20 protein-coding genes are annotated in these 13,278 nt (G+C 69.9%); 9 read left to right on the forward strand and 11 right to left on the reverse strand.

What is annotated here, in order from left to right; genetic code table 11:
• Nucleotides 1-122 precede the first annotated feature (122 nt).
• The 3 genes from ACZ3X1_RS13515 to ACZ3X1_RS13525 all read left to right on the forward strand — a co-directional run bounded on the left by ACZ3X1_RS13515 (nt 123) and on the right by ACZ3X1_RS13525 (nt 1,312).
• Nucleotides 123-638 carry an HNH endonuclease gene (locus ACZ3X1_RS13515; protein ID WP_467279586.1) on the forward strand — a complete coding sequence of 172 codons (516 nt, stop codon included), beginning with the start codon at nt 123-125 and terminating at the stop codon, nt 636-638.
• Between the two features lie 38 nt (nt 639-676).
• The gene (locus ACZ3X1_RS13520; RefSeq protein ID WP_467279589.1) at nt 677-820 is read left to right on the forward strand and encodes a hypothetical protein; all 144 of its coding nucleotides are present in this window, start codon (nt 677-679) and stop codon (nt 818-820) included.
• Between the two features lie 219 nt (nt 821-1,039).
• Nucleotides 1,040-1,312, forward strand: coding sequence for a hypothetical protein (locus ACZ3X1_RS13525; protein WP_030145788.1), 273 nt, complete (start codon nt 1,040-1,042; stop codon nt 1,310-1,312).
• Nucleotides 1,313-1,397: 85 nt separating this feature from the next.
• Here the strand turns inward: ACZ3X1_RS13525 and ACZ3X1_RS13530 are convergent, their stop codons facing one another.
• The 7 genes from ACZ3X1_RS13530 to ychF form a co-directional block, all read right to left on the reverse strand.
• Nucleotides 1,398-1,592 (reverse strand): hypothetical protein, encoded by a 195-nt coding sequence (locus ACZ3X1_RS13530; RefSeq protein WP_467279592.1) that lies wholly within the window; start codon nt 1,590-1,592, stop codon nt 1,398-1,400.
• On the reverse strand, nt 1,589-1,936 hold the full coding sequence (locus tag ACZ3X1_RS13535; protein WP_467279595.1) for a DUF7848 domain-containing protein: 348 nt from the start codon (nt 1,934-1,936) through the stop codon (nt 1,589-1,591). Before ACZ3X1_RS13535 ends, ACZ3X1_RS13530 begins: the two co-directional genes overlap by 4 nt.
• The gene (locus tag ACZ3X1_RS13540) at nt 1,933-2,139 is read right to left on the reverse strand and encodes a hypothetical protein (RefSeq protein WP_467279596.1); all 207 of its coding nucleotides are present in this window, start codon (nt 2,137-2,139) and stop codon (nt 1,933-1,935) included. The genes ACZ3X1_RS13535 and ACZ3X1_RS13540 overlap by 4 nt, the downstream gene beginning before the upstream one ends.
• 61 nt (nt 2,140-2,200) lie before the next feature.
• A complete protein-coding gene (locus ACZ3X1_RS13545) occupies nt 2,201-3,031 on the reverse strand; it encodes a helix-turn-helix domain-containing protein (RefSeq protein ID WP_467279598.1) in 831 nt (276 codons plus the stop codon).
• Nucleotides 3,028-3,573 (reverse strand): DUF6879 family protein, encoded by a 546-nt coding sequence (locus tag ACZ3X1_RS13550; protein WP_057603183.1) that lies wholly within the window; start codon nt 3,571-3,573, stop codon nt 3,028-3,030. Before ACZ3X1_RS13550 ends, ACZ3X1_RS13545 begins: the two co-directional genes overlap by 4 nt.
• Nucleotides 3,557-3,748: a hypothetical protein gene (locus tag ACZ3X1_RS13555; RefSeq protein ID WP_467279601.1), complete on the reverse strand. Its 192-nt coding sequence runs from the start codon at nt 3,746-3,748 to the stop codon at nt 3,557-3,559. Before ACZ3X1_RS13555 ends, ACZ3X1_RS13550 begins: the two co-directional genes overlap by 17 nt.
• A 331-nt stretch (nt 3,749-4,079) precedes the next feature.
• Complete coding sequence (ychF, locus tag ACZ3X1_RS13560) at nt 4,080-5,168, reverse strand: redox-regulated ATPase YchF (RefSeq protein ID WP_356813918.1); 1,089 nt, start codon at nt 5,166-5,168, stop codon at nt 4,080-4,082.
• A gap of 256 nt (nt 5,169-5,424) precedes the next feature.
• Between ychF and ACZ3X1_RS13565 the strand changes: the two genes are divergently transcribed.
• Entirely contained in the window at nt 5,425-5,814 is a 390-nt protein-coding gene (locus ACZ3X1_RS13565; RefSeq protein WP_356813917.1) for a DUF6542 domain-containing protein, read from the forward strand.
• A 15-nt stretch (nt 5,815-5,829) separates the two neighbouring features.
• On the opposite strand, the gene ppgK is transcribed toward ACZ3X1_RS13565, so the two are convergent.
• Complete coding sequence (gene ppgK / locus ACZ3X1_RS13570) at nt 5,830-6,567, reverse strand: polyphosphate--glucose phosphotransferase (RefSeq protein ID WP_356813916.1); 738 nt, start codon at nt 6,565-6,567, stop codon at nt 5,830-5,832.
• Between the two features lie 21 nt (nt 6,568-6,588).
• Complete coding sequence (locus ACZ3X1_RS13575; protein WP_390077843.1) at nt 6,589-7,593, reverse strand: 4-hydroxy-3-methylbut-2-enyl diphosphate reductase; 1,005 nt, start codon at nt 7,591-7,593, stop codon at nt 6,589-6,591.
• 95 nt (nt 7,594-7,688) lie between these two features.
• Here ACZ3X1_RS13575 and ACZ3X1_RS13580 point away from each other — a divergent pair, with 95 nt between their 5' ends.
• From ACZ3X1_RS13580 to ACZ3X1_RS13595, 4 genes are all read left to right on the forward strand, one after another.
• On the forward strand, nt 7,689-7,895 hold the full coding sequence (locus ACZ3X1_RS13580) for a hypothetical protein (RefSeq protein WP_390077900.1): 207 nt from the start codon (nt 7,689-7,691) through the stop codon (nt 7,893-7,895).
• A 33-nt stretch (nt 7,896-7,928) separates the two neighbouring features.
• Nucleotides 7,929-9,221 (forward strand): exodeoxyribonuclease VII large subunit, encoded by a 1,293-nt coding sequence (xseA, locus tag ACZ3X1_RS13585; RefSeq protein WP_467279607.1) that lies wholly within the window; start codon nt 7,929-7,931, stop codon nt 9,219-9,221.
• 54 nt (nt 9,222-9,275) lie between these two features.
• Nucleotides 9,276-9,494, forward strand: a complete 219-nt coding sequence (locus ACZ3X1_RS13590; RefSeq protein ID WP_030029069.1) for an exodeoxyribonuclease VII small subunit — start codon at nt 9,276-9,278, stop codon at nt 9,492-9,494.
• A gap of 97 nt (nt 9,495-9,591) precedes the next feature.
• Nucleotides 9,592-10,182, forward strand: coding sequence for a malonic semialdehyde reductase (locus tag ACZ3X1_RS13595; RefSeq protein WP_356813912.1), 591 nt, complete (start codon nt 9,592-9,594; stop codon nt 10,180-10,182).
• Between the two features lie 685 nt (nt 10,183-10,867).
• Here ACZ3X1_RS13595 and ACZ3X1_RS13600 read toward each other — a convergent pair.
• Nucleotides 10,868-11,386 carry a DUF4245 domain-containing protein gene (locus ACZ3X1_RS13600; RefSeq protein WP_234308684.1) on the reverse strand — a complete coding sequence of 173 codons (519 nt, stop codon included), beginning with the start codon at nt 11,384-11,386 and terminating at the stop codon, nt 10,868-10,870.
• Nucleotides 11,387-11,635: 249 nt separating this feature from the next.
• On the opposite strand from ACZ3X1_RS13600, the gene glpX reads away from it, so the two are divergent.
• Nucleotides 11,636-12,667, forward strand: a complete 1,032-nt coding sequence (glpX, locus tag ACZ3X1_RS13605) for a class II fructose-bisphosphatase (RefSeq protein ID WP_030029065.1) — start codon at nt 11,636-11,638, stop codon at nt 12,665-12,667.
• A gap of 175 nt (nt 12,668-12,842) precedes the next feature.
• Here glpX and ACZ3X1_RS13610 read toward each other — a convergent pair whose 3' ends face one another.
• Complete coding sequence (locus ACZ3X1_RS13610; protein WP_436842081.1) at nt 12,843-13,253, reverse strand: WhiB family transcriptional regulator; 411 nt, start codon at nt 13,251-13,253, stop codon at nt 12,843-12,845.
• Nucleotides 13,254-13,278 lie beyond the last annotated feature (25 nt).

Here is a 13,278-nt window from a genome sequence, read left to right on the forward strand (position 1 = left end):
ACACCAGAATCGTCACAACACTACTGGCGAGTCCCTCAGCAAAGGCATCGAATCAGCCCCGCGACTGTCAGTGCCTGCTCGTACGCTCACTTCCATCTGTCGGGACTACGGGGAGGAACGCGATGGACACGGTCCGCCGCGGCGAGAGAGGCAAGCAGAAGACCTGGCAGTGGCTCATGGTCCTGACGGCGCATCGCGGCCTGTGCGTCTACTGCGGGCGATCTTCTGCCACCACCATCGACCACGAAAGACCCGTCGTCGACGAGGGAGCCGACATCTGGTGGAACTTCGTCCCAGCGTGCGAGCACTGCAACCGCTGGAAGAAGGGCCGTAGCGCCAGGGTCTGGGTACGCGACATGGATCTCCACGTCATGCACCCGACGGCCGGCTTTGCAACGCGCGCCATGGCCCCACGCGTCTACGCGGGCATCACACGGCGCGTGGAACGTGTGCAGCGAGAGATAGCAGACATGGACCGCCGAGAGTGGTTCGAGCTGCACTACGGCGACGCGAAGCACCGGAACAAGGACGAGCTGTTCAAGATCCTCGACCGCTGCAAGAAGGAGCTGCGGGGATACCCCATTACCCCTGGCGTACGCCGAACGTCGGCACGTCCGCGAGGCGATGCATGCGTCTGATCTGCTGTGGCTACCAACACCCAAACGCGGAGTTCCTGGTGGCCATCCTGGACCCCACAGACCGCGCCGCCCTGCGACGAGCGGCGTTCAACGAGCGGCTGCACGAGGGCGAGGTACTTGGCCGGATCATTCGGGAGTACCTCACGGACAAGCGACGCAAGCTGAGTGATGAAGCAGCGTAGTCTCGCATCAGCGACACGACGGAAGCATGCCTCGCATGGGGCCTGATCTGCGAATTCTCTCTACTCTGGCCTGCATCTTCAGTTCTCTCGTCGCCCCTGGAACCGTGGCAGAATCCGAGCTGCTAAGACACGGCGGACTGGAGCACAGGCCCAAAGGGGTCACACCCCACCCCCTTCGCTCTCTCCCGGTTCTCCGCCACCACCTCTACGATCCGACCCATGATCAAGCTGTCGTGGGCGCTGATAGCCCAGCACGTGGATGACTGGACCGGCGACGACACAGCAGAGGGCGCGGCCGTCCTCGAAGCGAGAGTGGGGGCCGTGGTGGACGCGAGCGGCATGAAGCCGGAGACCATCCAGCATTGGCGAACGACCTTCCTCGCGCCCGTGATCGAGTCTCTGCGCACTGAGGGGACAGCGGCTCTCGCACGGGGCGAGTCCTGGAGCAAGGCAGCTGGCCCTTTCCTGGCTTGTGCCTCCCCTGCGAGCTGACCTCAGCAAGGGGAGAGGCAGGCACCTGTCGCCCATGAAGGCTCTCCGCAGCAGCTCGCGCGGACCGGGCCCCGGGTCACACTCCTCAAGGGCCCTGTGGCGTATCCGCGTGAAGCTTGCCTCTTCCGTCTCGCGCCGCCGCGATCACGGAAGAAGCAGGCGCCTCGTGGGCCTCGTCTTCAGGGAAAATCCCGAACCACCGAAGCATGGCTCGGACCCACTCGTCGTCTCGCTCGGGCGCCTTGGCCAGCTCTCTCTCGATCCACTCTTCCTTCGTCATGAACGTCCCTCCTGGCTCGCATCGCCCAGTGACTCCGTGCGGCGATTGCCACGTACGACCGACGGCCTCCGTAGCTGCCTTCTGGCGGGGTCCTCGCCACTCGACAGGACGAGCCCTGCTTCGGTGCCGTCCCTCATCACCATGGCGAACGAGGTGCACACGCGGCGGAAGCCTCTGTGTCCGCTGCGTCCGGTGTGTCCCATGCACTCGACGTCCACGGCTGCCCCGTCCTCGGACGGATTTGCCATCCACGCGCAGTGGAGGCACTCGGCCTCGAACGTCACGTCGGTGTCCGGGTGCTGGGTGATCCGGTGCGTGACGTAGCGCAGGACAGCGCGGGTCATTGCTCGCCCCCGTGCTGGTCGCGCAGGTGGGCGCGCAGGGTCACGTTCATGTCGGACACCTTGGAGTAGTCCCAGACCGACCCGGCGTTGGCCCGTTGTACCGCGAGGCCGAGGCAGTCCCGGCAGCCCGGGACGGGTTCCGGCCGTGCCGGCGGTAGGGAAGAAGCCACCGGCTCCGGCAGCGTCGACGGTTCTCCGTGCATCTCGTATGCCTCCCCGCATCTCGTCGAGAAGGCCATGGTCAGCCGGTCCGAGGGGCCGAAGCTAGGGCGTTTCCCGTTCGCGCAAGAACGCGTCCCGAATGCCCTCGACTAGGTCGCGCATTGCGTCCCCGGCAAGGGACACGGAGGCGAAGCGGTCGAACTTCTCGACGTACAGGGAGACGTCCCGTGGGTCGGTGACGACCACCTCGGCGTGTGTCGTCTCGACCGTCACCACACGGTCGTCCCGGATGACGAAGGAGTGACCGGGCACGTCGCGCTGCGGCGCGTCGAGGGGGACCACGCGCACGTCCACGTTCGGCAGGCGGGACACCGACACGATGCGGTCCAGCTGGCCCGCCATCATCGCAGGCGGAAGGAGACGCCAGCGCAGGACGGGTTCCGTAACCACGAAGTGCAGGGTTTTGCTGGTGTCGTACAGGACGCGTTGCCGCTCGATCCGGGCGGAGACCGTACGGGAGAGCTGTTCGTCCGTGAGGCCCTTCGGCTCCAACACTGCCCGGATGTATTCGGGCGTCTGGAGCAGACCGGGAACCAGGGACGGCTGGAAGAGGCGCAGGAGCGTCATCGAGGACTCCAACGCCCTGATCTGCTCCTGCTTCTTGTGGTAGCCCATGCGCCGAAAGAGGCGCCATGCGGTTGCCTCTGTGGCCTGTGCGCGGGCTACAGCGAGGTACTCGGCCTTGATCTCCGGGGACACGTCCAAAGCCGTGAGGATGCGTTCCACATCCGCCGTCGCCGGGGCGACACGGCCGTTCTCGATCTTCGACAGCTTGGCGGTCGACATGACTGCGCTGCGGGCGACGACCTTGGCCTCCTTGCCGGACGCCTGCCGCAGCGCCCGCAGCGCGGCACCGAGTTCTGCCTGATTCACGCTGCTCCGTGCTTCCCCCACCACTCGGTGAAGGGCACCGACATGGCCAGGGCGACGCTTCGATACGTCGCGTACTCGGACTCCTCGCCCGTGGGCAACGCCCCCGGTGCCGGGACGAACGTCGGCCCGGTGAACGCGCCGTTCTCGTCGTAGTTGAGCACCACAGGCTCGCGGCCGTCGAAGAGCCAGAAATCGGGCACACCCTCCAGCGGATTCGGGTGGTCGGTCGTGTCGAGGATGTGGAACTCCTCACCCGCCGTCATGTTCGTCTGGTAACCCCAGCTCAGCTCGTAGCGGAGGTACGGCGTGAGCGGGCGGGACAGGACGTGGACGCGCACCATGCGCTTACCGCTCTCCGTCGCCTTTCGCACGGTCTCCAGCCAGTCTGCGTTGTAGTCGGCGGGCTTGGTCTCCCCCGCGAGGAAGGCACGGAAGGCGGCAGGGTTGCCCGAGTTGCTGTAGTCGTCGAGAGTCTCCAGCCGGAACGCCTCCTCCTGGAAGGTCGAGAAGCGGGCAGCCAGGTCGTTAGATGCGCTGATCACGGATTGCCTTCCGGATGAGGTCCATCGGGATTTCCACCAGGGATTCGCCCTCCGGCACGTCGAGACCGTGTCCCGTCGGCACGCCTCCCTGCACGATCAGGGTTCCCTTGTCGGTGCCATACAGGGTGGGACAGTCCCCGTTCTCACAGGTGGTGGCCAGCTTCGTCAGCCTCATACGGTGCCCCCTCGTTCCCGTGCTCCGGTGTCCCGTTCATCGTTCCCAGCCGGCGGCTTGCACAACAAGAGGTTCGGGTTTCCAGAACGGGAAACCGGTCCGCCGTCGCTTCGTCCGGGTCAATCCCTTCGGCTGTCCTCCCCTCTCCCATCGGAGCCCCAGGTCAGAGCTTCTGAGAGTCGCAGCCAGGGTCAGCACCAAGTCAGCACACGCCCCAGAAACAGCCTGAATCCGCAGGAGAAAACAGGAAGGGGCCAGACCCGATGATCTGGCCCCTGACCTGGGGATTCATGCCCTGACCAGCCGCGTTAGCCGATCAAGGAATCAGGCACTACACGTTGAAGCGGAACTCGACCACGTCGCCGTCCTGCATGACGTAGTCCTTGCCCTCCATGCGGGCCTTGCCCTTGGCGCGGGCTTCGGCCACCGAGCCGCAGTCGACCAGGTCGGCGAAGGAGATGACCTCGGCCTTGATGAAGCCGCGCTGGAAGTCGGTGTGGATCACGCCGGCCGCCTCCGGGGCCGTCGCGCCCTGCTTGATGGTCCAGGCGCGCGTTTCCTTCGGGCCGGCCGTCAGGTAGGTCTGCAGGCCCAGCGTGGCGAAGCCGACGCGGCCGAGGGTTGCCAGGCCCGGCTCTTCCTGGCCGACCGACTGGAGGAGCTCCAGGGCCTCCTCGTCGTCCAGCTCGGCGAGGTCCGCCTCCAGCTTGGCGTTGAGGAAGATCGCCTCGGCCGGGGCGACGAGCGCGCTCTGCTCCGCCTTGAAGGCGTCGTCCGTCAGCTCGTCCTCGTCGACGTTGAAGACGTAGAGGAAGGGCTTGGTGGTGAGCAGGTGGAGCTCGTGCAGGAGGTCACCCTGCTCCGTGCCCTTCGTGATGCCCTTCGAGAAGAGGGTCTCGCCGCCTTCCAGGATCTTCTGGGCGGACTCGACGGCGGCGAGGACCGCGATCTTGTCCTTCTGGAGGCGGGACTCCTTCGTCAGGCGCGGGACGGCCTTCTCGATGGACTGGAGGTCGGCGAGGATCAGCTCGGTGTTGATCGTCTCGATGTCGTCCTTCGGCGAGACCTTGCCGTCGACGTGGACGACGTTCTCGTCCTTGAAGGCGCGGATGACCTGGCAGATGGCGTCCGACTCGCGGATGTTCGCGAGGAACTTGTTGCCGAGGCCCTCGCCCTCCGACGCGCCGCGCACGATGCCCGCGATGTCGACGAAGTCGACCGTCGCCGGGAGGACCCGCTGCGAGCCGAAGATGCCCGCGAGGACGGCCAGGCGCGCGTCCGGGACGCCGACGACGCCGACGTTCGGCTCGATGGTGGCGAACGGGTAGTTGGCCGCCAGCACGTCGTTCTTGGTCAGGGCGTTGAACAGGGTCGACTTGCCGACATTCGGCAGGCCGACGATTCCGATCGTGAGCGACACGTTGGCGACTTCCCGTAGCTGGAGGGGCGGCGGCCCGGGAGTGGGCCACCGGACAGTTTACTTTCCGATGAGTGGGGGTGGATGTACGCGTGTCCGGGCCCGGTCCGGCCGCCGTCCCGCCTAGTTTGGTGGGGTGGAGCAATACAGGACGCGACCGGCGCCTCACCCGCAGCGACCCCCGGCCCAGCGCAGGGGCCCGCGGCCCGCGGGCGTGCCCGCGCAGGGCGGCGCCCCGCGGCCGGCGCCCGTGCGCCGGATGCCCCGCCCCCGGCTGACGGGCCTGGGCGGCGGGCTGTTCGCGTGCACCGCGATGGTGCTCGTCGCCGGCATCTGCTGGCTGCTCTTCAGCTCCTCGCTCTTCGTCTACGGGCTACTCTTCCCGCCCGTCGCGGCCGCCACCGCGCTCTGGGTGCGGCCGGCTGACCTGATCACCGCGCCGATCGGCGTCCCCATCGCCTTCGCCGCCGGAGTGTGGCCCATCTCGGGCGGCTCCGGCGGCTTCGGCGGTCAGCTGATGGGGCTGGTCTCCGCGCTGTCCCTGCACGCGGGCTGGCTGTACGCGGGCACGCTCGTCGCCGCGCTCATCGCACTGGTGCGCAAGGCCGTGCTCATCGGCCGGCGCCGCCTCCCCCGCCGTGTCGCTTGACCACGGACAGGCGGGTCACCCCTTCGCCGCCATCGCCGCTCCGACGATGCCCGCGTTGTTCTGCAGCCTGGCCGGGACGATCTCGGCCCGGACGCCTTCGATCAGGGGCAGGAACTTCTCCGGCTTGCGGCTGACGCCGCCGCCGATGATGAACAGGTCCGGGGAGAACAGCATCTCCACGTGCTGCATGTACCTGCTGAGCCGGTTCGCCCAGCGCTCCCAGGTGAGGTCCCCGTCCTCCTTGGCCTTCACCGACGCCCGCGTCTCCGCGTCGTGGCCCTTCAGCTCCAGGTGGCCCAGCTCCGTGTTCGGGACCAGCCGTCCGTCCGTGAAGAGCGCGCTCCCGATGCCCGTGCCCAGCGTGAGCAGGAGGACCGTGCCGCCCCGCCCGCGTCCGGCTCCGTAGGTCATCTCCGCGACGCCCGCCGCGTCCGCGTCGTTCAGCACCGTCACCGGCCGGCCGCCGAGGCCGCGCGAGAGCAGCGCCGCCGTGTCCACGCCGATCCAGGACTTGTCCATGTTGGCCGCCGTGCGGGTGACCCCGCCCGTGACCACGCCCGGGAAGGTCACGCCGACCGGGCCGTCCCAGTCGAAGTGGCGCACCACCTCGACGACACAGCCGGCCACCCCGTCGGGGGTGGCCGGCTGTGGTGTCAGTACTTTGTGGCGCTCCTGCGCCAGGTCGCCTCGCTCCAGGTCCACGGGAGCGCCCTTGATCCCTGATCCGCCGATGTCCACGCCGAAGATCTGCATGGACATACGGTACGAAACGAGTTACTTGTCGGCGACCAGTTCCGCCGCCTCGGTGCGCAGGTCGCGGCGGAGCTCCTTGGGCAGGGAGAAGGTGATGGACTCCTCCGCCGTCTTGACGATCTCCACGTCCGCGTAGCCGCGCGCGGCCAGCCACTCCAGGACCTCCTCGACCAGGACCTCAGGCACCGAGGCGCCCGAGGTGAGGCCGACGGTGGTGACGCCCTCCAGCCAGGCCTCGTCGATCTCGCTCGCGAAGTCGACGAGGTGCGCGGCCTTGGCGCCGGCGTCCTTCGCGACCTCGACCAGCCGGATCGAGTTCGAGGAGTTCTTCGAGCCGACGACGATGACCAGGTCGGAGTCCGCGCCCATCACCTTGACGGCGGCCTGCCGGTTCGAGGTGGCGTAGCAGATGTCGTCGCTCGGCGGCGAGACGAGCAGCGGGAACTTCGTCTTCAGCGCGTCGACCGTCTCCATGGTCTCGTCGACCGACAGCGTGGTCTGCGAGAGCCAGACGACCTTGGACTCGTCGCGGACGGTGACCTTGTCCACGTCGTGCGGGCCGTCGACGATGGTGATGTGGTCGGGGGCCTCGCCGGAGGTGCCGATGACCTCCTCGTGGCCCTCGTGGCCGATGAGGAGGATGTCGAAGTCCTCGTTCGCGTACCGGATGGCTTCCTTGTGGACCTTGGTGACCAGCGGGCAGGTCGCGTCGATCGTCGCGAGCTTGCCGCGCGCCGCCTCCTCGTGGACGACCGGGGCGACGCCGTGGGCGGAGAACATCACGATGTTGCCCTCGGGCACCTCCTCCGTCCGCTCGACGAAGATGGCGCCCTTCTTCTCCAGGGTCTGGACGACGTACTTGTTGTGCACGATCTCGTGGCGGACGTACACCGGCGCCCCGTACTGCTCAAGGGCTTTCTCGACGGCGATCACGGCTCGGTCCACGCCCGCGCAGTAGCCGCGGGGCGCGGCGAGCAGGACACGGCGGGAAGCGGGAGCAGGGGCGGGAGCAGTCATGTGCTCCATCGTACGGGGGTCTCCAGCAGGCCGGACGTCGCCCGTTCGGCACAGACTGACCGGGAGGCCCCGTGAGGACGTCCCACCCGTCACCCGGAGGAATGATGGCGTCCGCGACGGATTCCAGCAGGGCCCCGGCGCCCGCGGCACTGCGGCGGAGCCTCGGCTTCCGGGATCTGGTCGTCTACGGGCTGCTGTTCATCGCCCCCATGGCCGGGGCAACGGCCGCGGCGTCCGACACTTCCGACACTTCCGACACCGGAACCGACACCGGAACCGACACCGGCACCGACACCGGAGGCAGAGCCTGAGACGCTGTCAGCGGCTCCGGATAGCCTGCGCACATGGGTCTGAATACGTCGGCCGAGGCGCCGCTGCCGGTGGGCCAGGTGTCCCGGCTCATCGGGGGCTGGATCGAGCGCCTCGGGCAGGTGTGGGTGGAGGGGCAGATCACGCAGCTCTCGCGGCGGCCGGGGGCGGGGGTGGTCTTCCTGACGCTGCGCGATCCCTCGCACGACATCTCGGTCAGCGTGACCTGCTTCCGCCAGGTCTACGACGAGGTCGCGGACGTCGTCTCGGAGGGCGCGCGGGTCGTCCTGCTGGCCAAGCCCGAGTGGTACGCCCCGCGCGGGCAGCTGTCCCTGCGGGCGACGGAGATACGGCCGGTCGGCATCGGGGAGCTCCTGGCCCGGCTGGAGCGGCTCAAGCGCTCGCTGGCCTCCGAGGGGCTCTTCGCTCCGGAGCGCAAGAAACCGCTGCCCTTCCTGCCGCAGCTGATCGGGCTGGTGGTCGGACGGGCCTCGGCGGCCGAGCGCGACGTCCTGGAAAACGCCCGGCGCCGCTGGCCGGCGGTCCGCTTCGAGGTGCGCAACGTCGCCGTCCAGGGCGTGCACGCCGTGCCGCAGGTGGTCCGGGCCGTCAAGGAGCTCGACGCCTTGGACGAGGTCGACGTGATCATCGTGGCGCGCGGCGGCGGCAGCGTGGAGGACCTGCTGCCCTTCTCCGACGAGGAGGTCGTACGCGCCGTCGCGGCGGCCCGTACCCCGGTGGTCTCGGCGATCGGCCACGAGCCGGACTCGCCGCTCCTGGACCTGGTCGCGGACCTGCGGGCGTCCACGCCCACGGACGCGGCCAAGAAGGTGGTCCCGGACGTCGGCGAGGAGCTGGAGCGCGTACGCCAGTTGCAGGGCCGGGGGCTGCGTGCGGTGAGCTCGCTGCTCGACCGGGAGGAGCGGGGGCTCGCGCACGCCCTGGCCCGGCCGGTGTTCGTTCACCCGCAGCGCATGGTGGAAATGCGGGAGGACGATCTGGACGCGCTGCTGGCGCGCAGCAGGCGCACGCTGGGGCACCTGCTGGACCGGGCGGACTCGGAGCTGGCCCACACGCTGGCCAGGGTGGTGGCGCTGTCGCCGGCCGCGACGCTGGAGCGCGGGTACGCCGTACTGCAGCGGGCGGACGGACACGTGGTGCGCTCGCCGCAGGAGGTGTCGGCCCGGGAGGTGCTGCGCGCCAGGGTTGCGGCGGGCACCTTCACCGTGGAAGTCGCCCCGGCAGAGGCCCCGGACGGGACCGCGGACGGGACCTCGGACGGGACCTCGGAGGGCTCGGCCGCCGGCGAGGCGGTCGCTTCGGAGTAACGACACACTGCCGCAATCACGTGGTCGCACTACACACATAGGGTGGAAAAGGGAATGACAGAGGCCGAGACGGCGCTGGGTTACGAGCAGGCCCGCGACGAACTCATCGAAGTGGTCCGCAAGCTCGAAGCCGGGGGAACCTCGCTGGAGGAGTCCCTCGCGCTCTGGGAGCGCGGCGAGGAGCTGGCGAAGGTCTGCCGGCACTGGCTGGAGGGGGCCCGGGCCCGGCTGGACTCGGCGCTGGCGGCGCGCGAGGCCGCCGGGGAGGAGTGATCCGGATCACGGCCACACCGATTTAGTTGAAAATTCATCTACTTCGACCGTAGAGTCGTGGACATCGCTTCACCTCCGTATGGAAGAAGGCTTTCCGATGTCTCTCGTACTTGACTCCGCCGCGCAGGACCTGCTGTTCCGCGAGGCCCGCACCGCCAACTCGTTCTCCGACGAGCCGGTGACCGAGGAGCAGGTCCAGGCGATTTACGACCTGGTGAAGTACGGCCCCACCGCTTTCAACGGCACGCCGCTGCGCATCACGCTGGTCCGCTCCGCCGAGGCCCGTGAGCGCCTCGTGCAGCACCTGGCCGAGGGCAACCAGGCCAAGACCCTCGCCGCGCCGCTGGTAGCGATCCTCTCCGCGGACAACGAGTTCCACGAGGAGCTGCCGCGCCTGCTCCCGCACTTCCCCCAGGCCAAGGACCTCTTCTTCGCCGAGCGCCCGGCCCGCGAGCAGTCCTCGCTGGTCAACGCCTCGCTGCAGGCCGCGTACTTCATCCTGGGCGTCCGCGCCGCCGGCCTCGCCGCGGGTCCGATGACCGGCGCCGACTTCGCGGGCATCCAGAAGGAGTTCCTGGACGACGACCACACGCCGATCATGGTCGTCAACATCGGCAAGCCGGGCGAGGACGCGTGGTTCCCGCGCTCCCCGCGCCTGTCGATCGACGAGGTCATCACCACCGTCTGAGCGCGGCCGCGGCCCCGTGGCCGCAGCACGCGAGAAGGGCCGTGGGGGGCGGGGGGCCGCGGGGGCCGGGCCCGGGGGCGGGGGGGGGGGGCCGGCGGGCCGCCGCGCGCCCCCCCGGGGGGGTGGCGAAGGGGGGCGGCCGGGGGGGGGGGCCGGGGGCCCCCCCCCCCCCCCCCCCCCCCCCCCCCCCCCCCGCCGCGGGCCCCCCCCCCCCCCCCCCCCCCCCCCCACGGCCCTTCGCCGTGACTGCCGCGCACTGCCGGCGCCACCGCGCGTCGTCGGCGGGGCCCCCCGTCGTGCCTGTTGCCCGCCTGATGGGACTTCTTCGCCCGGGTCGGCGGCACCGAGCAGCCGCGGGTCCGGCGGGCCGGCGGGCGCCGCGGCCTTCGCCGTCCTCGCGGTGGTCGGTTGCGTCTGCACGCTGCGGCTGCCGACCCGGGGCGGGCGGCGACCGGTTCCCGATCCGGCAGCAGGCCGGAGCCGCTCCGCCCTACGCCCTGATCGCAGTGGTCGGCGCCTTCCCGAGTTCGCCGAGCCGTTCGGGCTGCGGCCCGTCCGGGGCGAGGCGCTGATCCTGATCGGCCTGATCCGCCTGGGGCCCCGCCCTGGTCTGGCCGCTCATGGCCGGCGAGGGCCGGACCGCCGAGGGCTGAGAGGCCCGAGACTGCACACCGGTCCCTCGGCCCTACCGGCCCTGCTTGAACTCCAGCGCCGCAGCCAGCGTCCCGAGCTGCTCGAAGGAGGCCGTGCCCGTCACCACCGTGACGTGGCCCTGCTCCCGCCGGACGAGGGCGTCGTACTTCTCGCCCTCCCAGCGCTCCCATGCCGCGTCGCCGACCTGCTGCGTCTGCCCCGAGGCCGTGGCGTTCCTGGTGACCCGTTCGAGGTACTTCACGGAGGTGTCGCTGGACTGCTCGACCGCCGCGTACTGCTGCTCCGGGTCGAGGAAGCCCAGGTGCCAGGCGTCGGCCTTCTTGCGCTCGTACGTCACCGAGGTCGCCCGCCACTGCTCCGGAAGGCCCACCGGGGCCGCCACCGGATACGGGGCCGCGCGCCGGGCCGTGAGGGTCTCCACCCGGTAGTCGACCGTGCGCGTGGGATCGGCCTTGTCGTCATGCGGGACGAAGACGTAGATCCCGGCGACGACGACACCGATCACCGCCAGCGACCGGACCATGTCCCAGACCGTCTGCTTGCCTTTCATACCTGCCACGGCACCATCGTCCCGCATCACCGGGCGGCGATCACCGCCGGGGTCGCGCGGGCGCGCCGCACGGCGCACCCTTGAGTCGCCCGCCGAGTCCGCGCACGGGCGCGCAAGGCGTCCGCTCAGGACAATCGAATGACCGATATTCCGCTCATACGTGACCCGCCCTGCTCAATATGTCGACGTACCGATAGAGTTCCAGCACCCTCACTTCCCGGCCGTCGCCGTACAGAAAGGTGCGCTCCGATGACCGAGCACAACCTGCCGCCCCAGCTCGAAGTCTCCCCGGAGGCCCCTGACCGCAACCTCGCGCTCGAACTCGTACGGGTCACCGAGGCGGCCGCCATGGCCGCCGGCCGGTGGGTCGGCCGCGGCGACAAGATCGGCGCGGACGGCGCCGCGGTCAACGCGATGAGGACCCTGATCTCCACCGTCTCGATGAACGGCGTCGTCGTCATCGGCGAGGGCGAGAAGGACGAAGCCCCGATGCTCTTCAACGGGGAGCAGGTCGGCGACGGCACCGGTGCCGAGGTCGACATCGCCGTCGACCCGATCGACGGCACCACCCTGAACGCCAAGGGCATGCCGAACGCCATCGCCGTCCTGGCGGCCGCCGACCGCGGCACGATGTTCGACCCGTCCGCCGTGTTCTACATGGACAAGCTGGTCACCGGCCCCGAGGCCGCCGACTTCGTCGACATCAACGCCCCGGTCTCGGTGAACATCCGCCGGGTCGCCAAGGCGAAGGGCATGGCCGCCGAGGACGTCACGGTCGTCATCCTGGACCGCCCGCGCCACGAGGGCATCGTCCGGGAGATCCGCGAGACCGGCGCGCGCATCAAGTTCATCTCCGACGGCGACGTGGCCGGATCCATCATGGCCGCCCGCGAGGGCACCGGCGTGGACCTGCTCCTGGGCATCGGCGGCACCCCCGAGGGCATCATCTCGGCCTGCGCGATCAAGTGCCTGGGCGGTGTGATCCAGGGCAAGCTGTGGCCGAAGGACGACGCCGAGCGCCAGAAGGCACTCGACGCCGGCCACGACCTCGACCGGGTGCTCACCACCACCGACCTGGTCTCGGGCGACAACGTCTTCTTCGTCGCCACCGGCATCACCGACGGCGAGCTGCTGCGCGGCGTGCACTACCGCTCCGAGACGGCGACGACGTCCTCGCTGGTCATGCGCTCCAAGTCGGGCACCATCCGCAAGATCGACTCCACGCACCGGCTGTCGAAGCTGCGCGCGTACAGCGCGATCGACTTCGACCGCGCCCAGTAGAGGGCGGGGGCACAACGCGAGAGGGGCGGTCACCCTGTGCGGGGGTGACCGCCCCTCTCGCGTGTCCGCGTACGAGGCGTGGGAGACGCACCGGGACGTGCGTGGCATGCGTACGTCCGTGGGGCGTGTGGCGTGCGACGCGGACCAGGACCTGCCCGCCGGGGCGGCAGCCGGCTCAGCCCGCCGCGGCTATGGGCCCCGCGCCGGGGGCCTGCCGCAGCTCGGCGGACCTGCGCCGCATCCGCGCCAGCACCACGCGGCGCTCGGCCGCGGTGAGCCCGCCCCAGACCCCGTACGGCTCGGGCTGCAGCAGTGCGTGTTCGCGGCAGGCGACCATCACCGGGCAGCGGGCGCAGACGCGCTTGGCGGCCTCCTCGCGGGAGAGCCGGGCGGCCGTCGGCTCCTTGGACGGCGCGAAGAACAGCCCCGCCTCGTCGCGGCGGCACACCGCCTCCGCGTGCCATGGGCCGTCTTCCGCCGCCCTGGCCGGCACCCGCGGGCTCGGCACGGCCGAAGGGCGTGCCCCAGGACCCTGAAGGCTCTTCACGGCGGCTACCTGCAGGGACTGATGCGGCGGAAGCGGCACGGTCTACTCCTGACGACGTATACGT

This window comes from Streptomyces sp. NPDC023541 (genome assembly GCF_055559995.1).